General features: G+C 70.6%; 15 protein-coding genes. 7 read left to right on the top strand and 8 right to left on the bottom strand.

The window, feature by feature from the left end; translation table 11 throughout:
- Window positions 1-74 precede the first annotated feature (74 nt).
- Complete coding sequence (gene secA, locus ABZ910_RS34415; protein ID WP_361373033.1) at window positions 75-2,897, bottom strand: preprotein translocase subunit SecA; 2,823 nt, start codon at window positions 2,895-2,897, stop codon at window positions 75-77.
- Between the two features lie 360 nt (window positions 2,898-3,257).
- Between secA and ABZ910_RS34410 the strand changes: the two genes are divergently transcribed.
- A complete protein-coding gene (locus tag ABZ910_RS34410) occupies window positions 3,258-3,839 on the top strand; it encodes a GNAT family N-acetyltransferase (protein WP_361373031.1) in 582 nt (193 codons plus the stop codon).
- 132 nt (window positions 3,840-3,971) lie between these two features.
- Window positions 3,972-5,144 (top strand): crosslink repair DNA glycosylase YcaQ family protein, encoded by a 1,173-nt coding sequence (locus tag ABZ910_RS34405; protein WP_361373029.1) that lies wholly within the window; start codon window positions 3,972-3,974, stop codon window positions 5,142-5,144.
- A gap of 21 nt (window positions 5,145-5,165) precedes the next feature.
- On the opposite strand, the gene ABZ910_RS34400 is transcribed toward ABZ910_RS34405, so the two are convergent.
- The 7 genes from ABZ910_RS34400 to mtnA all read right to left on the bottom strand — a co-directional run bounded on the left by ABZ910_RS34400 (window position 5,166) and on the right by mtnA (window position 14,063).
- Window positions 5,166-5,915, bottom strand: coding sequence for a response regulator transcription factor (locus ABZ910_RS34400; protein ID WP_361373027.1), 750 nt, complete (start codon window positions 5,913-5,915; stop codon window positions 5,166-5,168).
- Between the two features lie 202 nt (window positions 5,916-6,117).
- Window positions 6,118-6,810 carry a ribosome-associated translation inhibitor RaiA gene (gene raiA / locus ABZ910_RS34395; RefSeq protein WP_361373025.1) on the bottom strand — a complete coding sequence of 231 codons (693 nt, stop codon included), beginning with the start codon at window positions 6,808-6,810 and terminating at the stop codon, window positions 6,118-6,120.
- A 315-nt stretch (window positions 6,811-7,125) separates the two neighbouring features.
- Window positions 7,126-7,980 carry a ComF family protein gene (locus tag ABZ910_RS34390; protein WP_361373023.1) on the bottom strand — a complete coding sequence of 285 codons (855 nt, stop codon included), beginning with the start codon at window positions 7,978-7,980 and terminating at the stop codon, window positions 7,126-7,128.
- Between the two features lie 147 nt (window positions 7,981-8,127).
- Window positions 8,128-9,960 carry an LpqB family beta-propeller domain-containing protein gene (locus ABZ910_RS34385; RefSeq protein WP_361373021.1) on the bottom strand — a complete coding sequence of 611 codons (1,833 nt, stop codon included), beginning with the start codon at window positions 9,958-9,960 and terminating at the stop codon, window positions 8,128-8,130.
- A complete protein-coding gene (gene mtrB, locus ABZ910_RS34380; protein ID WP_361373019.1) occupies window positions 9,950-12,064 on the bottom strand; it encodes an MtrAB system histidine kinase MtrB in 2,115 nt (704 codons plus the stop codon). The genes ABZ910_RS34385 and mtrB overlap by 11 nt, the downstream gene beginning before the upstream one ends.
- 1 nt (window position 12,065) lies before the next feature.
- On the bottom strand, window positions 12,066-12,755 hold the full coding sequence (gene mtrA / locus ABZ910_RS34375) for a two-component system response regulator MtrA (protein ID WP_015659998.1): 690 nt from the start codon (window positions 12,753-12,755) through the stop codon (window positions 12,066-12,068).
- Between the two features lie 165 nt (window positions 12,756-12,920).
- Entirely contained in the window at window positions 12,921-14,063 is a 1,143-nt protein-coding gene (gene mtnA / locus ABZ910_RS34370; RefSeq protein ID WP_361373017.1) for an S-methyl-5-thioribose-1-phosphate isomerase, read from the bottom strand.
- 140 nt (window positions 14,064-14,203) lie between these two features.
- On the opposite strand from mtnA, the gene ABZ910_RS34365 reads away from it, so the two are divergent.
- The 5 genes from ABZ910_RS34365 to ABZ910_RS34345 are packed head-to-tail and all read left to right on the top strand — an operon-like array spanning window position 14,204 to window position 19,814.
- Complete coding sequence (locus ABZ910_RS34365; protein WP_361373015.1) at window positions 14,204-15,538, top strand: glycerophosphoryl diester phosphodiesterase membrane domain-containing protein; 1,335 nt, start codon at window positions 14,204-14,206, stop codon at window positions 15,536-15,538.
- Between the two features lie 4 nt (window positions 15,539-15,542).
- Window positions 15,543-16,322: a DUF4129 domain-containing protein gene (locus tag ABZ910_RS34360; RefSeq protein ID WP_361373013.1), complete on the top strand. Its 780-nt coding sequence runs from the start codon at window positions 15,543-15,545 to the stop codon at window positions 16,320-16,322.
- Window positions 16,319-17,515 (top strand): DUF4350 domain-containing protein, encoded by a 1,197-nt coding sequence (locus ABZ910_RS34355; RefSeq protein ID WP_361373011.1) that lies wholly within the window; start codon window positions 16,319-16,321, stop codon window positions 17,513-17,515. Before ABZ910_RS34360 ends, ABZ910_RS34355 begins: the two co-directional genes overlap by 4 nt.
- Window positions 17,515-18,504 carry a MoxR family ATPase gene (locus ABZ910_RS34350; protein ID WP_361373045.1) on the top strand — a complete coding sequence of 330 codons (990 nt, stop codon included), beginning with the start codon at window positions 17,515-17,517 and terminating at the stop codon, window positions 18,502-18,504. The genes ABZ910_RS34355 and ABZ910_RS34350 overlap by 1 nt, the downstream gene beginning before the upstream one ends.
- Window positions 18,504-19,814: a DUF58 domain-containing protein gene (locus tag ABZ910_RS34345; protein ID WP_361373009.1), complete on the top strand. Its 1,311-nt coding sequence runs from the start codon at window positions 18,504-18,506 to the stop codon at window positions 19,812-19,814. The genes ABZ910_RS34350 and ABZ910_RS34345 overlap by 1 nt, the downstream gene beginning before the upstream one ends.
- The last annotated feature ends 151 nt before the right edge of the window (window positions 19,815-19,965 follow it).

Raw genomic sequence — 19,965 nt, 5'->3', positions numbered from 1 at the left:
TCAAGCCGTTACGTCGTTCTCCGGCCCGCACGTCGCTCCCCGGCCGCTACGCCGTGACGACGCCGCAGGCGCCGTCACTTCCTGCGGCGACGGCTGCCCTTGGCCTGCTTGCGGCGCTCCGCGCGCGTGAGGCCGTCGGCCTCGGAGCGCACCGGCTCGTCCTCGTCATAGGTGAAGTCGCCCTCGACGAGGCCGCCCTCGCCGTCCACGGTCGCCGCGGAGAAGTGCATCCCGCGCCGCTGCGGGGCTTCGAGGCCCTTGGCGCGGATCTCCGGACGGGCGGCGCCCGCCTGGGCCGGCACGGCGTCCTGCGGAGCCTTCTCCAGCAACGGCTCGGTGGCCTGGACCTCGACCTCCTCGACCTGCTGCTCGACCTGGACCTCCAGGTTGAACAGGTAGCCGACGGACTCCTCCTTGATGCCCTCCATCATCGCGGTGAACATGTCGAAGCCCTCGCGCTGGTACTCGACCAGCGGGTCCTTCTGCGCCATCGCGCGCAGGCCGATGCCCTCCTGGAGGTAGTCCATCTCGTAGAGGTGCTCGCGCCACTTGCGGTCGAGGACCGACAGAACGACCCGGCGCTCCAGCTCACGCATGATCTCGGAACCGAGCTGCCCCTCACGCGCCTCGTACTGCGCGCGGATGTCGTCCTTGATGGACTCCGCGATGAACTCGGCGGTCAGGCCGGCCCGGTCACCGGCGGCGTCCTCCAGCTCCTCGACGGTGACCTTCACCGGGTAGAGCTGCTTGAAGGCGCCCCACAGCCGCTCCAGGTCCCAGTCCTCGGCGAAGCCCTCGGCGGTCTCCGCGCCGACGTACGCGTCGATCGTGTCGTCCATGAAGTGCTGCACCTGCTCCTGCAGGTCCTCGCCCTCCAGGACGCGGCGCCGCTCGCCGTAGATGACCTCGCGCTGCCGGTTGAGCACCTCGTCGTACTTCAGGACGTTCTTACGGGTCTCGAAGTTCTGCTGCTCGACCTGCGACTGCGCGGACGCGATCGCGCGCGTGACCATCTTGTTCTCGATCGGCACGTCGTCCGGCACGTTCGCCATGGCCATCACGCGCTCGACCATCTGGGCCTTGAAGAGCCGCATCAGGTCGTCGCCCAGGGAGAGGTAGAACCGAGACTCGCCCGGGTCGCCCTGACGGCCGGAACGACCGCGCAGCTGGTTGTCGATACGGCGCGACTCGTGCCGCTCGGTACCCAGGACGTAGAGGCCGCCGAGCTCCTCGACCTCTTCCTTCTCCGCCTTGACGGCCTGCTCGGCCCGCTCCAGGGCGGAGGGCAGGAACTGGGCCCACTCCTCGATGTGCTCCTCGGGGTCGAGGCCGCGCTGGCGCAGCTCCGCGTCGGCGAGATCCTCGGGGTTGCCGCCGAGCTTGATGTCCGTACCACGGCCGGCCATGTTGGTGGCCACCGTGACCGCGCCCTTGCGGCCGGCCTGGGCGACGATCGTCGCCTCACGGTCGTGCTGCTTGGCGTTCAGCACTTCGTGCTGGATACCGCGCTTGCTGAGCTGCTGCGAGAGGTACTCGGACTTCTCGACCGAGGTGGTGCCGACCAGGATCGGCTGGCCCTTCTCGTGCTTCTCGGCGATGTCGTCGACGACCGCCTCGAACTTGGCGATCTCGGTGCGGTAGATCAGGTCCGACTGGTCCATGCGGATCATCGGCTTGTTGGTCGGGATCGGGACCACGCCGAGCTTGTAGATCTGGTGGAACTCGGCGGCCTCGGTCATCGCCGTACCGGTCATGCCGGAGAGCTTGGAGTAGAGGCGGAAGAAGTTCTGCAGGGTGATCGTGGCGAGCGTCTGGTTCTCGTCCTTGATGTCCACCCCTTCCTTCGCCTCGATCGCCTGGTGCATGCCCTCGTTGTAGCGGCGGCCGGCGAGGATACGACCGGTGTGCTCGTCGACGATCATGACCTCGCCGTCGATGACGACGTAGTCCTTGTCCTTCTTGAAGAGCTCCTTGGCCTTGATGGCGTTGTTCAGGTAGCCCACCAGAGGCGTGTTCACCGACTCGTAGAGGTTGTCGATGCCCAGCCAGTCCTCGACCTTGGAGACGCCGCTCTCGTGGATGGCGACCGTGCGCTTCTTCTCGTCGACGTCGTAGTCGCCGGTCTCCTCGATGCCCTTGAGCGGGTTGCCCGCCTCGCCCCTCTTCAGGCGCGTGACGAGCCTGGCGAAGTCGCCGTACCACTTGGTGGCCTGGTCGGCCGGGCCGGAGATGATCAGCGGCGTACGAGCCTCGTCGACGAGGATGGAGTCGACCTCGTCGACGATGGCGAAGTTGTGGCCGCGCTGGACGAGCTCGTCCTTGGACCACGCCATGTTGTCTCGCAGGTAGTCGAAGCCGAACTCGTTGTTCGTGCCGTACGTGATGTCGCACTCGTACTGCTCGCGGCGCTCGGCCGGCGTCATGTTGGCCAGGATGCAGCCGACGTTCAGGCCCAGGAACTTGTGGACGCGGCCCATCATCTCGGAGTCGCGCTCGGCCAGGTAGTCGTTGACCGTGATGAGGTGGACGCCGTCGCCGGAGAGGGCGTTGAGGTACGCGGGCAGCGTGCCGACGAGGGTCTTGCCCTCACCGGTCTTCATCTCGGCGACGTAGCCGAGGTGGAGGGCGGCACCGCCCATCATCTGCACGTCGTAGTGGCGCTGGCCGAGGACGCGCTTGGCGGCCTCCCGCACGGTGGCGAAGGCCTCGGGGAGCAGGTCGTCCAGGCTCTCACCGTCGGCGTACCGCTGCTTGTACTCGTCGGTGAGGGCCCGCAGCTCGGCGTCGGAGAGGTTCACGAAGTCCTCTTCGATGGAGTTGACCTGGTCCGCGATGCGGTGCAGCTTGCGCAGGATCTTGCCTTCGCCTGCACGCATGATCTTCGAGAGGACGGACACGGGGGCTGGTCTCCTTGCCGGTCGGGCCTGGGACGGTCGGTTTCCGCTTGACTTACTGAGCAACGGCCATCGTATGCGAGGACCCCACTGTGCCGGGAGGCCTGGCGGCACGACGGCCGAGCACTGCCGATTCGCTGCTCGCTTCAAAGGAACATACAAAGGGACAACGGCCGGGATGCACGGATGGTGCCGCATCGCTCCGGGGAATTGCGTGAAATGTGATCACTCGCTCACGCGCGCGGACGCAGGCACGCACGCGGCACGTACGGGTCCCCCCTCTCATGCGCTCTCACACCGGTTCGGCCAGGTCCGTCCGGTAAACGGCTGGCACCCTCCCGGGCGCCCGATGAGAATCGGCCGATGGAACCCGTCACGCTCACCACCGGCCGCCTAGTGCTGCGCAGCCCCGGCCCGCCGGACGCCGATGCCGTGTACGCGGCAGCGCAGGACCCTGAGCTGCAGCGCTGGATCCCGCAGTTCCCCTCCCCCTACCTCCACGAGCATGCTCAGAGCTTCACCGAGCAGGTGGTGCCCGACGGCTGGACGCACCACTCGATGTTCACCTTCGGTCTCTTCCTCCCCGAGGGGGACCTGGTGGGCATGCTGGGCATCACGATGCGCGCCCTGGGCGTCGGCGAGATCGGCTTCTGGGCCGCGAAGGAGCACCGCGGCCGCGGCTACGTCACCGAGGCCACCCTGGCCGCCGCCCGCTGGGCCTTCACCCACCTGTCCGTCGACCGCGTGGAGTGGCGGGCGGAGGTCGGCAACCGGGCCTCCCGCGCGGTCGCCGAACGCGCGGGCTTCTCCATCGAGGGCACCTTGCGTTCCTCGATCAACAACAAAGGGGTACGCCGGGACAGCTGGGTCGGCTCCCTGCTGCCGTCGGACCTGGGGCTGCCCTCGTCGGCTCCCTACCTGCCGGCGCCGGGCGACCCGGCGTAGGGGCGTCGAGTGAGCGGCGGGGGACGGTGAGTGGCGGGAGCGACGGTCGAGTGACGAGGGACACAGGCGCTCCTGGCAGCAAAACCGCAGCTCATCCCCCGTTGTCAGTCCCACCTCCTATCGTGCGGAAGCATGACGATCCCGCGCCTCGCCACCGACCTCTCCGCGGACGACGCCCGCCGCATCGCCCTGCGGGCCCAAGGCTTCCTCGGCGCCCCCGACCACCGCGCGGGCGTCCGCGGCGTCCTCCGTCACCTCGGCGCGGTGCAGCTCGACACCATCTCGGTCCTCGCCCGCTCGCACGAGCTCATCCCGTACGCCCGTCTCGGCGCGGTGGGCCGCAGGACCGTCGAGAACGCGTACTGGAAGGACACCCACGCCTTCGAGTACTGGTCCCACGCCGCCTGCATCCTCCCCGTGGAGGAGTGGCCCCACTTCGCCTTCCGCCGCCGCGCCTACCGCGACCGCCCGCACTGGAACCACGAACTCCCCGACGGCGCCTACGACCAGGTCATCAAGCAGCTCCGCACCGAAGGCCCGCTCACGGCCACGGAGTTGGGCGGCGCCAAGAAGACCAGCGAGTGGTGGGACTGGTCCGGCACCAAGGTCGCCGTGGAGCGCGCGCTGATGTACGGCGAGGTGGTCTGCGTGCAGCGCCGCGGCTGGAAGCGGGTGTACGACCTCGCCGAGCGCGCCGTCCCGGACGACCTGCTGCACGACGAGCTGGACGACACCGCGTGCCTGCGCCGGCTCGTCCGCCTGGCGGGCCGGTCCCTCGGTGTCGGCACGCGCGCGGACATCGCCGACTACCACCGACTCAAGGGCGAGCAGGTCGACGCGGTCATCGCCGATTCGGGCCTGGTCCCGGTCACGGTGGAGGGCTGGGGCAAGCCGGCCTGGGCCGACCCCGCGGCCCTGGAGACGCCCCCACGCGGCCGCCACCGCACCACGCTGCTGTCCCCGTTCGACTCCCTGATCTGGGACCGGGCGCGCACGGAGCGGATCTTCGGCTTCAGTCACCGCCTCGAGGCCTACGTCCCCAAGGCCAAGCGGGTCTACGGCTACTTCGCGATGCCGGTCCTGGCCGGCGGCCACCTGGTCGGCCGTGTCGACCCGGCCCGCGAGGGCCGCACGCTGGTGGCCAGGCAGGTCACCATGGACGGCGCGAAGGCGGTTCCGGCCCTCGCCCAGGCCCTGGCCGAAGCGGCGAGTTGGGTGGACTGCACGGACGTGCGCGTGGAACGCGTGGACGCGCCCGAACTCCGCGAGCCCCTCACCGCAGAACTGGCCCGTCTCCTCGCCTGAGCGACCCTTGCGGCCCGAGCGTCACCGGATCTCCAGGATCTTCTCCCGCATCGCGTAGACCACCGCCTCCATCCTGGAGTGCAGCTGCAGCTTCTCCAGGATGTTGCGGACATGGTTCTTCACGGTGTTCTCGGAGATGAACAACTCCTTGGCGATATCACGGTTGTTCATGCCCGTGGCGACGAGTTTCAGCACTTCGAGCTCGCGGTCGGTGAGCCGCGGCGCGGGCACCAGCCGGCGCTCGTCGGTGCGCTGGATCATCGACTTGAACTCGGTGAGGAGTTTCGACGCCATGGAGGGGCTGATCTGCGACTGCCCGTCGGCCACGGCACGAATGGCGGTGGCCACCTCGTCCGTGGAAATCTCCTTGAGGAGATAACCGGTCGCCCCTGCCTTGATCGCGTCGTAGAGATCCGCCTCTTCGTCGCTGATCGTCAGCATGATGATTTTGGCGCTGGGGGCCACCTCCTTGATGGAGGTGCACGCCTCGATACCGCCCCGCTTGGGCATTCGGACATCCATCAGCACGATGTCGGGCAGCAGATCGGCGGCCTTGTCGACGGCCTCGGCGCCGTCGCCCGCCTCTCCGACGACCTGGATGTCCTCCTCGGCGGCGAGCACGATCTCCAGGCCGCGGCGGAAGAGGGCGTGATCGTCCACGACCAGCACCCTGATCGGCTCCTTGCGTGGAGATCCCGCGTCGTCCGGGTCCAGGCCCGCGACGCCGTCGTCGGCATCCCCGTCCCGCATCGGTCCGAAGCTGTCCGCCATCGTTCCTCCCCCTGAAGGCTGCGGCCTGTGGTCCGTGCCATCGCCAACCCAAGGCAGCGGCCCACCCGTTGGCCCGCTGCGGCCATGATTCCATGCCCGGACCACACCGCGGTCACAGAGCGGGGGCGCGCAGCGGTGGCACCTCGGTGCCCCTGGGGGCGCACAGGCTCCCAGGGCACCGCATCAGTCATGGGCCGGGCGGTCAGCCGCCCAGCGTGCCGCCCGCCGCGGGGGATTGCACCTCGGCGACCATCGGGTCCGTGCTGAGGTGGATGACGCCGTAGTCGTAGGCGTGCCGCCGGTAGACGACGCTCGGTTCCTTGGTCTCGGAATCAACGAACAGATAGAAGTCATGCCCGACCAGTTCCATCTCGTAGAGGGCCTGGTCGAGGGTCATCGGGGCGGCCACGTGCGTCTTCTCGCGCACGACGAGGGGGCCTTCGCCCTTCACTTCCAGCGAGCCGATCTTCTTGGTCGGTACGCCGTCCCCCTCTTCCTCCTGGACGGGGTAGCCGTTCCCGTTGAGCGTCGCCACGCCCGGGACGTGGTCGGGGACCTCCGCGGCCGAGATGCGGCGTGAGCCGCGCCGCGAGAAACGCTTGTCGTGCTGCTTGCGCAGTCGCGCGTCCAGCTTCTCCGCCGCCATGTCGAGTGCCGCATACGGGTCGCTGGCCGCCGCCTCCGCCCGGATCACCGGACCGCGGGAGCGGAGCGTGATCTCCACTCGATCGCAACGGTCGGCCTGTCGGGGGTTGGGCTCCTTGGACACCTCGACGTCGAGGCTGATCACCTTGCCGTCGAGCTTCTGGATCTTCTCCAGGTTCAGCTTGTCGGCCACGTGCTTGCGGAACCGCTCGGGCACCTCGGTCTTGCGGCCCTTGACGACGATGTCCACGCAGAACTCCGTTCCCGGATCGCTCCGCTCCTGAGGCGGAGCATCTCCCTTTTGCACCAGGCTCCGGTGAGCGCCGGAACCTCGGACTCGGTGACGTCCACCTCCTCCTCCCCCATGGGCAAGATCTCCACCCCACCAACACGAGTGATTGCGGAAAACCCGCAGCACCGCATTCGGATATGGGAGGGATGGCCTGCGCCTTTCCCTCACAACCGAACATATCTCGCCCGGACGGATGCCGTCACCCTCTACTGCCGCGTACCTCCATTCAGGTGAATTGGTCCACTCACTACCAGCAACGATGCAAGGTTGCAGTCAGTTCCGGTTTATTTCGAAGGAATCCGGCGAAGCCGCGATCACTCCCGCGCAGATCGTCGGCCCGGCGGTGTTCGTCCCGGCCATTCCGGGTGTGCCGTATGCCCCCTCCCTCGCCTCCTTCACCGAATCCATCGGCTGTTCCTGCCTTCCTTCCCGAGCTGCGCGCGCATACACAACCGTCACCCCTCCGTCGTACGCGACCGCCTCCCGCACGGCCCGCGCCGCCTCCGTCAGGGAGGCGCCGGTCGTCATCAGATCGTCGACCAGCACGAGCCGACCGCCGGCGAGGAGCCGCGCCCCACCCGGCACCACGCCCAGCGCACCCGCGAGGTTGTCCAGCCGCTGCCGGGAGTCGAGCCCCGACTGGTCGGCCACGGCACGCCGCTGCCGCAGCACCGGGGCCACCCGCGCGGACCTCCCGGCCCGCCGCAGCTCACCGGCAGCCGCGAGCGCGATGCGCCGTACCGGATCGTGTCCTCGCGCCCGCACGGCCCACGGCGCGGAGGGCACCGGAACGAGCAGCGCGGGCCCGCCGGTGTCACCGCTCCCCTCCCGGACCTCCCGCAGCGCCGCCCGCACGGCTCCGGCCAGCGCCACGCCCAGGGGCTTGGCGAGGACCAGCGCACCCCGTTCCTTGTGAGCGAGGAGGGTCGCCCGCACCTCATCCGCGTACGGAGCCGCCGCGTGCACCGTCGGCAGCCCGGGCGGCTCCGGCACCGGTCGCACCCGGCACGGTGCGGCCCCGGTCAGGGCGGCACGGCACTCCCGGCAGAGCACCGTGCGAGGCGTCCCACAGCCTCCGCACTCGGCCGGCAGCACCAGGTCGGTGAGGTCCTGCCACCACCCCCGCATGGCCACCACTGTGCCAACGCCCGGGCCGCCCGGCCACCCCTGTGGAAAACTCCCTGTGGACAACGCCGCCCAGGTCGCAGCGGCCGTCACCCACACGAGTGCAGGAGGCCTGCGCACGACGACGGAGGCTGCGCGCGACGGCCGGGCTCACCCCGGATAGACCGGCGCCGACCCCTCCTTGACCACCTTCTGCCACTGCGCCCCGGACGGCAGCCGTACGATCCCGTCCTCCGAGTACGCCACCAGCGGCACCTGTTCGTCCTCGGACGCGGCGATGGCCTTGACCCCGGTGACGGCCGGCGGCGCCGGGCCCTCGGGCGTGGAGCCGTCGACCTGGACGTACCGCATCTGCTGCACGCCCCCCTGCTCGCGCCCGACCACCACGAGCCGGCTGTCCCCGGCCCACGACATGGCGGTGACCTCCTCCAGCCCCGGAGTCGCGGAGTGCATTTCGAGGACGGCCAGCGGCTGCCCCGACTTGTCGTCCCGCTCGATGCGCCCGATGAGCAGGCACTGCTTGCCGTCCTTCTCGACGACGAGCGCCATCCGCACCCCGTCGGCCGCCACCCGTATGTCCTTGATACGTCCGGGCAGTTCCGGGGTCCGCACCGTCAGCGGCCGGCCCGCGCCCTGCTCCAGCAGGAGCAGCCGTGGGTTGCGGGGGTCGCGGTCGGCCACCCACAGGTCGCCGCGGGCATCCCAGGTGGGCGTCGTCAACCGGTCGTGCTCGGTGGCACCCCGGCTGACCACCACCGGATCGCCGAGCGAACCACCCGAGGCCACCGAGGTGACGTAGAGCGACTTGCCGTCGCTGCTGACCCCGGCGGCGGTGTGCTCATCACGCGAGACCGCCACCGACCGCAGCGGCGCGGCACCCTCACCCAGCGCGCCCGGCACCGGCAGCGCGCTGGTGCCCGTGTCGACTCCCGGTATCCGGACCAGGCGCTGCTTGCTGTCGAGGAAGTACAGGAAGTCGGGCCGCCGCGCGGAGCCGTGCCAGGCGATGGCCTGGGCCTTCTCCTCGTTGAGGTCGCACAGCGTCCTGCCATCGGCTCCCCGCAGCTTGACCGAGTCCAGCGTGGGCGTCAGGTTCTGCAGCGTGAACAGCAGTTGGGTCGCCATCTCGGTGCACTTGGCCGCCCCGACCCGGGATGCCTTGTCGTTCAGCGGCACCGTCAGCCGGTTCTGGTCGTCGGGCGTCAGCGAGCTGACGCCCTTCTTCAGCTCCGTACCGGTCGGGAAGCTCGAGCGCACCACGGGGCTGAGCCACCTCGTGGGCCCCTTGAGCAACGAGCGCACCATCTGTGTCATCGGGTCCACGCGCTTGCGCACGAAGACGGGATCGGCGACGGCCACCGGCTGCCCGCTCGTCCCGACCGACGTGTTCGAGGCGAGGTAGTACTTGTTGACGGACGTGTAGTTCCGCTGGAAGTCGGACTTGCCCATGACGACGCCCTGCGGCAGTCCGTCGATGCGCCACTGCCCGCTCTTGGTGTCCTGGGTGAGGTGCACCTTCTTGCTGTACGAGCCGGCGGCCGGTGCATACGCCTGCTGCTCGTCGACGGTGGCCACCCTGACCCCGGCCAACGTGTAGGTGAGGTTGTGGGGGTCGTCCCGGCCGCCCATCAGAGGGTCGGGCTGAGTGCTCGGCCCGTCGGCGAGCACTGTCGCGGACCGTTCCGGCCGCCACTGTCGCGCGGCATGGGCGGTCAGATACTTCCGCGCCGTGTCGTAATTCGGATCATCGCTGGTCAGCGCCTCCAGGAAGCCCTGCACGATGTCCCCGGCCGAGGCACCCTCGCGGGGCGGCACGGCGAAGACCCGCACCTGCGTGTCCTGGCGCGGTGTCGACTCCACATCCCGCAGATCACCGCTGTCGGGCATTGACGCACACCCCGCCAGCAGTACGACACCGCAGGCGGCGTAGGCCACCGCGCGCACCGGCGGGCGCCGAACGCCCCCCTCGCGGTCAGCGCCCACGAAATGCCTCCCCTGATGTGTCGCCCGAGGTGCCAGAGCCGGCCCCCGAGGCGTCCCGTGAAGTGTTCGAGTCCCCGGGACCCGTGGCGGCCGGGCTCGCGTCCCGCGCGGTGTCCGCGGACGCGTCGTCCGGGCGGCGCGCACTGCCGGTGGGCCGGGGCACCACGCGCGCGCCGCTGCCGGGCAGCGCGGTCGGATCGGCGGTCGGTACGACGGCGGGCAGCCGCTGCGCGATCGGCGCGCGCGGCGGCAACGACGGCACCTGGCCGCCCGTCGACTGGACCGGCACCGTGGCACGCTTGGCCTCGCCGCCGCGCGGCAGACCGGCGTCGTCCAGTCCGCGGTTGCGACGCGAGTCCTTGGGCTCCAGCGGTATCGGCGAGCCCCGCAGCGGCTCGTCCGCGGTGCGCGGCAGCGTGAGCCGGAACTGCGACCCGCCGCCCGGCTCGCCCCACGCCTGCAGCCAGCCGCCGTGCAGCCGGGCGTCCTCCAGGGCGATGGACAGCCCCAGACCCGTACCGCCCGTGGTACGCGCGCGTGCCGGGTCGGCCCGCCAGAAGCGGCTGAAGACGCGGGTCGCCTCGCCGGGCTTGAGCCCGACGCCGTAGTCGCGCACCGCGACCGCGACCGCGCCGCCCGCCGCGGCCAGCTTGACCACGACGTCCTTGCCCTCACCGTGCTCCACGGCGTTGACGACGAGGTTGCGCAGCACCCGCTCCACGCGCCGGGCGTCCGCCTCGGCGACGACGGGCTGCTGGTCGCCGAGGATGCGCATGTGCGTGCCCTTGCGCTCGGCCAGCGGCGCGGCCCCGCTGACGACCCGCCGTACGACCTCCCTGAGGTCGATCGGCTCGGCCTCCAGCGCCGCCGCGCCCGCGTCGAAGCGGCTGATCTCGAGCAGGTCCGCGAGCAGCGACTCGAAGCGGTCCAGCTGGTCGGCGAGCAGCTCGGCGGACCGCGCGGTCACCGGGTCGAAGTCCTCGCGCGCCTCGTGGATGACGTCGGCGGCCATCCGCACGGTCGTCAGCGGCGTCCGCAGCTCGTGCGACACGTCGGAGACGAACCGCCGCTGCATCCGCGACAGGTCCTCCAGCTGCTGGATCTTCAGCTGCAGGTTCTGCGCCATCTTGTTGAAGGCCTCGCCGAGCCGCGCGATGTCGTCCTCGCCGGTGACCTTCATCCGCTCCTGCAGGCGCCCCGCGGACAGCCGCTCCGCGATGCCTGCCGCCATCCGCACGGGCGTGACGACCTGCCGCACCACGAGCCACGCGATGGCTCCGAGGAGTACGACGACGAAGAGCCCGGCGGTCGCGAGGGTGCCCTTGACCAGGCTGAGGGACCTCTCCTCCTGGGTGAGCGGGAAGAGGTAGTACAGCTCGTAGGGATCCCCGTTGGGGTCGTTGACCCGCTTCCCGATGACCAGCGCGGGCTGGGACTCCTTGCCGTTGCTGTACGCGATGCGGGTGTAGCTCTGGGCCGCCGTCGTACTGCCGTTGACCCGTGCGCGCAGGTCCTCCGGCACGCTCGCGGACGGATCGACGTACCCCGAACCGCGCGGGCTGCGCCCACCGGCGCTGTCGTCGCCCGCGGGGAGCGTGACCACGTCGAAGGCGCCCTGACCACCGCTGGACAGGGACTCGACGAGGTCGCTCATCCACTGGATGACGTTCTGCGACTGCCGGCCGTCCACGGCCGAGGTGTCGTCGCCGGTACCGCTGGCGGCCTCGTCGGCCATCTGCTTGGCCACCGCGAACCCGCCCGTGGCCTGTCCCTGCGACGCCTTGACCTTGGCGTCCAGCAGACCGTTGCGCACCTGGCCGATCACGACGAAGCCCAGCAGCAGGACGACGCCCAGCGACATCAGGAGCGTCGTGACGACGACCTTGAGCTGGATGTTGCGCCGCCACAGCCGCATGACGGGGAGCAGCGGCCGGCGCACCCAGCGCATGAACAGCCGCACGACCGGGCTGCCCTGGACTCCGCCCTGCAGCAGCCCGCCCTCGAGGAAGCGTCCACGGAGCGACCCCGCCGTCTTCCGGCCGGCAGGCCGCCCCGTACGGGCTCCGGGCACGCCGGAACCCGAAGCGGCGCCGTCCCCGGGCATGTCAGCTGGGTCCGGCCTTGTAACCGACTCCTCGGACGGTCACCACGATCTCCGGCCGCTCCGGGTCCTTCTCGACCTTGGAGCGCAGCCGCTGTACGTGCACGTTGACGAGGCGGGTGTCGGCGGCGTGCCGGTAGCCCCACACCTGCTCCAGGAGCACCTCGCGCGTGAACACCTGCCACGGCTTGCGGGCCAGGGCGACCAGCAGGTCGAACTCCAGCGGCGTCAGCGCGATGGACTGCCCGTCCCGCTTCACGGAGTGCCCGGCCACGTCGATGACGAGGTCACCTATGGCGAGCTGCTCCGGCGCGGGCTCCTCCGACCTCCGCAGCCGCGCCCGGATCCGGGCAACGAGCTCCTTCGGCTTGAAGGGCTTCACGATGTAGTCGTCGGCGCCCGACTCCAGGCCCACCACGACATCCACGGTGTCGCTCTTGGCCGTGAGCATCACGATCGGCACCCCGGACTCGGCCCGGATCAGGCGGCACACCTCGATGCCGTCCCGGCCGGGCAGCATCAGATCGAGCAGCACCAGATCGGGCTTGGTCTCACGGAACGCGGCCAGCGCCTTGTCGCCGTCGGCTACGAAAGACGGCTCAAAACCTTCACCACGCAGCACGATGCCGAGCATCTCGGCCAGTGCGGTGTCGTCGTCGACGACGAGGACTCGTCCCTTCATAAACGACATCATCCCATTCTCGTAACAGTGACAGGCTCGCTGGTGAGCAGGGTCACTGGCCTGTGACGATAGTCGTATGGGACGGTCACTGTCTGCCCGCGCCCGCAGACGGTGCCGTCTGCCGGCGACATCGCGGCGATCAAGCCGCCGTCATCCCCCCGTCCCCCCGGAGCCCCTCTAGCTGAGCGCCGCCTGGCGTGCCCGGGCGCAGAGCTCCGCGAGAGCCTCGGCCGTCACCGGTGAGACAGCCCCCTCATCGGTGACGAGGGCCGTCACCAGCTCGGGCGGCGTCACGTCGAACGCCGGGTTGTACGCCTGCGTCCCGAGGGGCGCCAGCGGAACCCCGCCTCCGGCTCCCTGCACCGGCACCTGGGGCGCCCCCAGCTCGGTCACCTCGAAGCCGGGGCGCTGCTCGACCTCGATGGACTCCCCGTCCGGCGTGTCCAGGTCCACCGTCGTCACCGGCGCCACCACGATGAACGGCACATGGTGGTAGCGCGCGAGCACCGCGAGCGGATAGCTCCCCACCTTGTTCGCCACCGATCCGTCCGCCGCGATCCGGTCCGCCCCGATCAGCACCGCGTCCACCTCACCCGCCGCGAACAGCGAACCCGCCGCGTTATCGGTGAGCAGCGTGTACGCCATGCCGCTACGGGCCGCCTCGTAGGCCGTCAGGCGCGCGCCCTGCAGCAACGGACGCGTCTCGTCCACCCACAGACGGCGCAGTCGCCCGGCCCGGTGCGCGGCAAGCGCCACCGCGAACGCCGTCCCCTCACCGCCCGACACCAGCGAACCGGAGTTGCAGTGGGTGAGGATCCGGTAGCCGCCGCCGGGAAGCAGCTCGTCCAGCAGGGTCAGCCCGTGTCCGGCCATGCGGGTGCTGGCCTCGGCATCCTCGCGGTGCAGCGCCAGCGCTGCGTCCAACGCCGCCGCGGCGGCCCGCTGCGGATCCCCGTCCTCGGCGAGCGCAGCCCGGTACGCGGACCGGGCCCGGTCCACGCCGACGGAAAGGTTCACCGCGGTGGGCCGGGCGGCCCGCAGTGCGCTCGCGGCCTCGTCCACGTCGAAGCCCCGGGCGGCGGCGAGCGCGACGCCGTACGCCCCCGCGATGCCGAGCAGCGGCGCCCCGCGCACGGCGAGCGACTGGATCGCCCCGACCAGGACCGATGCGTCCGTGCACACCAGCTCGGCCTCCTCGGCCGGCAGTCTCGTCTGGTCGAGAAGGACCACGACGGGGCCTTCGGGTGGTTCCTCCCAACGGATCGAAGGGATCTCGGTCGATCGTTTGTCCTCGCCGGTTCGTACGTCCCGATCAGCCATGCGGTCAGTCTGCCCCGTATCCGTCGGACAATTGAAGGTGTGCAGCCCATACCGCGGCCGGTTCCCCTGCGGCCGCCCCGTGGCACGATGGCTGCCGACCTGCCGCCGCGATGGCGCACGGGGACCGTGAAGGAGCTTCGATGAACGACACTCCGGGCTGGGCTTCGCCCGGATCCGCCACGTCCGACGGGCAGGAACCGGGCGCGCCCGGACCTGCCGAGCCGAACGACCGGCCCGGCCCCGCACAACCCGCCCAGCAGCCGGGCCAGAACCCACAGGACCCCCGCTCGAAGTGGTCCAAGGAGCAGCCGCCACCCGGCCAGTGGTCCGCGCCCACCGGTGGCCCGGGCCAGGGCCAGACGCCCCCTCCCCCGGGTGCGGGCTGGGGCGGCCGTCCTCCCGGCGGCGGCCACGGCGGGTACGGAGGCGGCGGGTACGGCGGGTACGGAGCCTGGGGCGGCGGCTGGGGTGGACCGCCTCCGGCGGCCAAGCCCGGCGTGATCCCGCTGCGCCCGCTCGGTGTGGGCGAGATCCTCGACGGTGCCGTCTCCACCATGCGCACCTACTGGCGCACGGTCCTGAGCATCTCGCTGGCCATCGCGGTCGTCACACAACTCGCCGTCACCCTTTTCCAGGGCTTCTTCCTGAACGACAGCGTGCGCCTCCAAGGCCTGAGGGAGCCGAACGTCGCCCTCAGCCAGGTGGGCCGTGCCATGGGCGAGGCCTTTGCCGGCGACGGGGTCATCGCCCTGATCTCCATGATCGGCACGATCATCGCCACCGCCCTGCTGGCGACCGTGACCAGCCGTGCCGTGCTCGGCAAGTCCGTGACGACCGCGGAAGCCTTGCGCGATGCCCGCCCGCAGGCCCTCAAGCTGGTCGGCCTGATCCTCCTGCTGCTCCTCATCACCTGCGGCGTACTGTTCTGCGGTGCGCTGCCCGGCATCCTCGTGTGGGCGTCCGGCGGAGGCAGGGCCGCCGCCGTCGGGCTCGCGGCCCTGGGCATCATCGTGGCCGTCGTGGTGGCTGTGTGGCTCATGGTCCGCTTCTCCCTGGCAGCGCCCGCGCTGATGCTGGAGAAGCAGGGCATCCTGAAGTCGATGAGCCGGTCGGTCAAGCTGGTCCGCGGCTCCTGGTGGCGGATCTTCGGCATCCAGTTGCTCGCTGCGCTCATCGCGAACATCGTCGCATCGATCATCGTGCTGCCCTTCGCCGCGCTCGCCATAGCGTTCAGCGGCGACGGCTTCTCCGACTACCTCAAGGGCAGCGGGGGCATCGGCTGGACGTTCCTCATCATCAGCGGGATCGGCGCGGTGATCGGCTCCATGATCACGCTGCCCATCACCGCGGGCGTCACCGCGCTCCTCTACATCGACCAACGCATCCGCCGCGAGGCCCTCGACCTCGAACTGGCCCGCGCCGCCGGCGTCCAGGGCTACGGAAACGGCACCCCCGGTACCGTCCTGGGGAGCTGATGCGGTGAGCCGGGCGGGGGGAGTTCTCACCACGGCGCCGTTCCTGCCACGCGCCGCGGGCGCTGTCTTACGCGCCCTGCTGCGCGCCGGCGACACGGCCGTACTGTCACTCCCCCGCTCGGACGACGAGCCACCGGTGACCATCCCCCGCGGCCCCGCACGGGAAGCGGCCCGGCGCGAGCTGTCCAAGCGGATGTACCACGAGAACGACCCCGGCCTGCTCCGACGCGCCCTGAACGCCTTCTGGGACTGGCTCGACAAGCTGCTCGGCGCCGCCGCCGCGACGCCCGGAGGGACACTCGGCCTGCTCGTGGTGGGCCTGGCCGTCATCGCCGTCCTGGCCGCCCTCTGGTGGCGCCTGGGCACTCCGCAACGCCAACCCGCCTCCGCCCCAGCCCTGTTCGACGAGCGCCACCGCAGCGCCGCCGAACACCGCGCAGCCGCCGAGGCACACGCCGCCCAGGGCCACTGGAACCAGGCGGTCCAGGAACGCATGCGGGCCCTTGTCCGCGCCCTCGAGGAACGCGCCCTGCTCGACGTCCGCCCCGGCCGTACCGCCGACGAGGCAGCCGCGGAAGCCGGGCGCACGCTGCCCTCGCACACGGCCCGACTGCGCGATGCGGCCCGCGAGTTCGACGACGTGACATACGGCGGTCGCAGGGCGAGCGAGCAGGCGTACCACCGCATCGCCGAACTGGACCGCGACCTGGAACGCACCAAACCGGTCCTCGCCGACAACACCCCCAACACGGCCCCCAACACCCGCCAGGGGGCCGCCGAATGACCGCCGGAGCCACGCTCCCGCCCACCTCGATCTCGCCCACCCCCCACCAGGTGTGGACCCGCGCGCGCGGCGTCGTACTCGCCGTGGCCCTCCTCCTGGTGGGCGCCATCGCCATCGCCGTCGTCCGCTCCGGCGTCCGGCACGACGTCCTCGACCCGCGCTCCCCCGACTCCCACGGCAGCCACGCCGTCTCCGCGCTCCTCGCCGGCCGCGGGGTGTCCACGCGCGTGGTCACCACCCTGGACGAGGCCCGTGATGCCGTCGGCCCGAACACCACCCTCCTGGTCACCGCACCCGACCTGCTGACCCACCGACAGCAGACGGAACTGCACTCCGCGATCGTCCGCTCCGGCGGGCGCACCGTGCTCGTCGCCGCCGGCAGTTGGTCCGTCGGACGCCTCGCACCCGGCGTCATGGCTGCCCCCGCCATGAGTTCCGGCTCCGCGTTGTCCCCCGACTGCGCGCTGCCCGCCGCCCGGCGCGCGGGCACCGCCGACACCGGAGGTGTCCGCTACACCACCACGCACCTCGACGCGAACGCGTGCTACCCCAGCAAGCGCCTGGCCACCCTGGTACGCCTCCCCGCGGCATCCGGACGCGGCGACACCGTCGTCCTCGGCTCCCCCGGCATCCTCTACAACAACCGTCTCGACAAGCAGGGCAACGCCTCGCTCGCCCTCCAACTCCTCGGCTCCCGCCCCCATCTGATCTGGTACCTCCCCTCGCTCTCCGACACCTCGGCCACCGACTCACGCGACCGGAAGAGCCTGCTCGAATTGCTGCCCTCCGGCTGGCTCTGGGGCACACTGCAGCTCTTCGTCGCGGCAGCCCTCGCCGCCCTCTGGCGGGGACGCCGACTCGGCCCCCTCGTGCCCGAGCAACTCCCCGTCGTCATCCGTGCCTCCGAAACCGTCGAAGGCCACGCCCGCCTCTATCGCAAAACCAACGCCCGCGATCGGGCGTCCGCCGCTCTTCGCTCCACCACCCGCACCCGCATCGCCCCTCTCGTAGGCGTTCCGGCCGCCCAGGCACACGCACCCGAAGCCCTGCTCCCCGCTCTGTCCGCCCACCTCCACGGCGACGAACAGACCCTGCACGCACTCCTCTTCGGGCCGCCACCCGGTGACGACGCGGCCCTCATCGCCCTCACCGACCAACTCGACGCCCTCGAACGAGAGGTACGCCGTCCATGATGTACCGGACCACTGACAAAGCCGGGTACGCCGGGAACCCGAGCGACGCCCGTGCCTCTCTGGAGGCCCTGCGCGCCGAGATCGCCAAGGCCGTGGTCGGCCAGGACCCCGCCGTGACCGGCCTCGTCGTCGCCCTGCTCTGCCGCGGACACGTCCTCCTCGAAGGAGTCCCGGGAGTCGCCAAGACGTTGCTCGTCCGCGCGCTCGCCTCATCCCTCGAACTCGACACCAAACGCGTCCAGTTCACCCCCGATCTCATGCCGAGCGACATCACCGGTTCACTCGTCTACGACACCCGCGCCGCCGAGTTCTCCTTCCAGCCCGGCCCGGTCTTCACCAACCTCCTTCTCGCCGACGAGATCAACCGCACCCCTCCGAAGACCCAGTCGTCCCTCCTGGAAGCCATGGAGGAACGCCAGGTCACTGTCGACGGCACCGCCCGCCCACTCCCGGAGCCGTTCCTGGTCACCGCGACCCAGAACCCGATCGAATACGAGGGCACGTATCCCCTCCCCGAAGCCCAACTCGACCGCTTTCTCCTCAAACTGACGGTCCCTCTCCCCTCGCGCCAGGACGAGATCGACGTCCTCACGCGCCACGCCGAAGGCTTCGACCCGCGCGACCTGCGCGCCGCCGGCATGCGTCCGGTCGCGGGCCCCGCCGACCTCGAGGCCGCGCGCGTCGCTGTCGCCAAGACGACCGTCTCCCCGGAGATCACGGCGTACGTGGTGGACATCTGCCGCGCTACCCGCGAGTCCCCGTCCCTCACGCTGGGCGTCTCCCCACGTGGCGCCACAGCCCTTCTGGCGACATCACGCGCGTGGGCGTGGCTGACAGGCCGCGACTACGTCATCCCCGACGACGTGAAGGCACTGGCGCTTCCCACCCTCCGCCATCGCGTTCAGTTGCGCCCCGAGGCCGAGATGGAGGGTGTGACCGCGGACGCCGTCATCACCGCGATCCTCGCCCACGTCCCCGTTCCCCGCTGATGGCGTTCACCGGACGCGCCGCACTCCTCGCGGCCCTCGGCTCGCTCCCCGTCGGTATCTGGGACCCGGGCTGGACAGGCATCCTCGCGGTCAACGCACCGCTGGCCGTGGCCTGCGCCTGCGACTTCGCGCTCGCCGCACCGGTGCGACGCCTCGTCCTGACCCGCTCCGGCGACACCTCCACACGCCCGGGCGACACCGCCGACGTAACACTCACGATCACCAATCCCTCCCCCCGCAAGCTCCGGGCCCAGCTAAGAGACGCCTGGCCTCCCAGCAGCTGGCAGCCCGGCACCGAGAACGAAGCATCCCGTCATCGCCTCACCGTCCCCCCGGGCGAACGCCGCCGTGTGACGACCCGCCTTCGCCCCACCCGCCGCGGCGACCACCAGGCCGACCGCGTGACCATCCGTTCCTACGGCCCCCTCGGCCTCATCTTCCGCCAAGGCGCCCACAAAGTGCCCTGGTCTGTACGGGTTCTGCCCCCGTTCGCCAGCCGCAAGCACCTTCCTTCGAAACTCGCTCGTTTGCGTGAACTCGACGGCCGCACCAGTGCCCTGACCCGTGGAGAAGGCGCCGAATTCGACAGCCTGCGTGAGTACGTACCCGGCGACGACACCCGATCCATCGACTGGCGCGCCACGGCCCGCCAGTCCACGGTCGCCGTACGCACCTGGCGCCCGGAGCGCGACCGTCACATCCTCCTGGTCCTCGACACCGGCAGAACCTCGGCGGGCCACGTCGGCGACGCCCCACGCCTGGACGCATCCATGGACGCCGCGCTGCTCCTCGCAGCACTCGCGTCCCGCGCCGGCGACCGCGTGGACCTCCTCGCCTACGATCGCCGAGTGCGCGCTCTGGTCCAGGGCCGCACGGCCCATGACGTCCTCCCGTCTCTGGTCAACTTGATGGCCTCGCTCGAGCCGGAACTCATCGAGACGGACGCACGCGGCCTCACGGCCGCGGTCCTCCGTGCGGCTCCTCGCCGGTCCCTGATCGTTCTGCTGACGACCCTCGACACCGCTGCCGTCGAGGAGGGTCTGCTGCCCGTGCTCTCCCAGCTCACCCAGCGACACACAGTTCTCGTGGCGTCTGTGGCCGACCCCCAGATCGCCCGCATGGCTATGGCTCGCGGGAACGCCGAAGCGGTCTACGAGGCCGCGGCCGCAGCGCAGGCCCACTCGGAACGTCATCGCACCGCGGAACGACTCCGCCGCCATGGCGTGACGGTCGTCGACGCCGCACCGGACGACATGGCAGCGGCATTGGCAGATGCCTATCTGGCTTTGAAGGCGGCAGGCCGGCTCTAGGCCCTTGAAGATCCCACGAAGAAGATCACAAATTAAAGCGAAAGGAAGTCGAGGACCCAAACGCAGAAAACCCCCGTACCGGTCTCCCGGTACGGGGGTTTTCTCAAAATTTGTTCGGCGGCGTCCTACTCTCCCACAGGGTCCCCCCTGC

Origin of the sequence: Streptomyces sp. NPDC046805, from assembly GCF_040645355.1 — a bacterium.
In the GTDB taxonomy this organism is placed as follows: Bacteria; Actinomycetota; Actinomycetes; order Streptomycetales; family Streptomycetaceae; genus Streptomyces.
Note: the sequence above shows the minus strand (reverse complement) of the source record. Positions and strands in the feature narration are given on the sequence as shown.

Bases quoted from the DNA above. Each gene is read 5' to 3' on its own strand.
- ABZ910_RS34355 (WP_361373011.1), top strand. From the start codon at position 16,319: ATGACCGCCGGAGCCACGCTCCCGCCCACCTCGATCTCGCCCACCCCC.
- ABZ910_RS34390 (WP_361373023.1), bottom strand. From the start codon at position 7,980: ATGCGGGGGTGGTGGCAGGACCTCACCGACCTGGTGCTGCCGGCCGAG.
- mtrA (WP_015659998.1), bottom strand. From the start codon at position 12,755: ATGATGTCGTTTATGAAGGGACGAGTCCTCGTCGTCGACGACGACACC.
- ABZ910_RS34350 (WP_361373045.1), top strand. From the start codon at position 17,515: ATGTACCGGACCACTGACAAAGCCGGGTACGCCGGGAACCCGAGCGAC.
- mtrB (WP_361373019.1), bottom strand. From the start codon at position 12,064: ATGCCCGGGGACGGCGCCGCTTCGGGTTCCGGCGTGCCCGGAGCCCGT.
- ABZ910_RS34405 (WP_361373029.1), top strand. From the start codon at position 3,972: ATGACGATCCCGCGCCTCGCCACCGACCTCTCCGCGGACGACGCCCGC.
- ABZ910_RS34400 (WP_361373027.1), bottom strand. From the start codon at position 5,915: ATGGCGGACAGCTTCGGACCGATGCGGGACGGGGATGCCGACGACGGC.
- ABZ910_RS34365 (WP_361373015.1), top strand. From the start codon at position 14,204: ATGAACGACACTCCGGGCTGGGCTTCGCCCGGATCCGCCACGTCCGAC.
- mtnA (WP_361373017.1), bottom strand. From the start codon at position 14,063: ATGGCTGATCGGGACGTACGAACCGGCGAGGACAAACGATCGACCGAG.
- ABZ910_RS34345 (WP_361373009.1), top strand. From the start codon at position 18,504: ATGGCGTTCACCGGACGCGCCGCACTCCTCGCGGCCCTCGGCTCGCTC.
- ABZ910_RS34410 (WP_361373031.1), top strand. From the start codon at position 3,258: ATGGAACCCGTCACGCTCACCACCGGCCGCCTAGTGCTGCGCAGCCCC.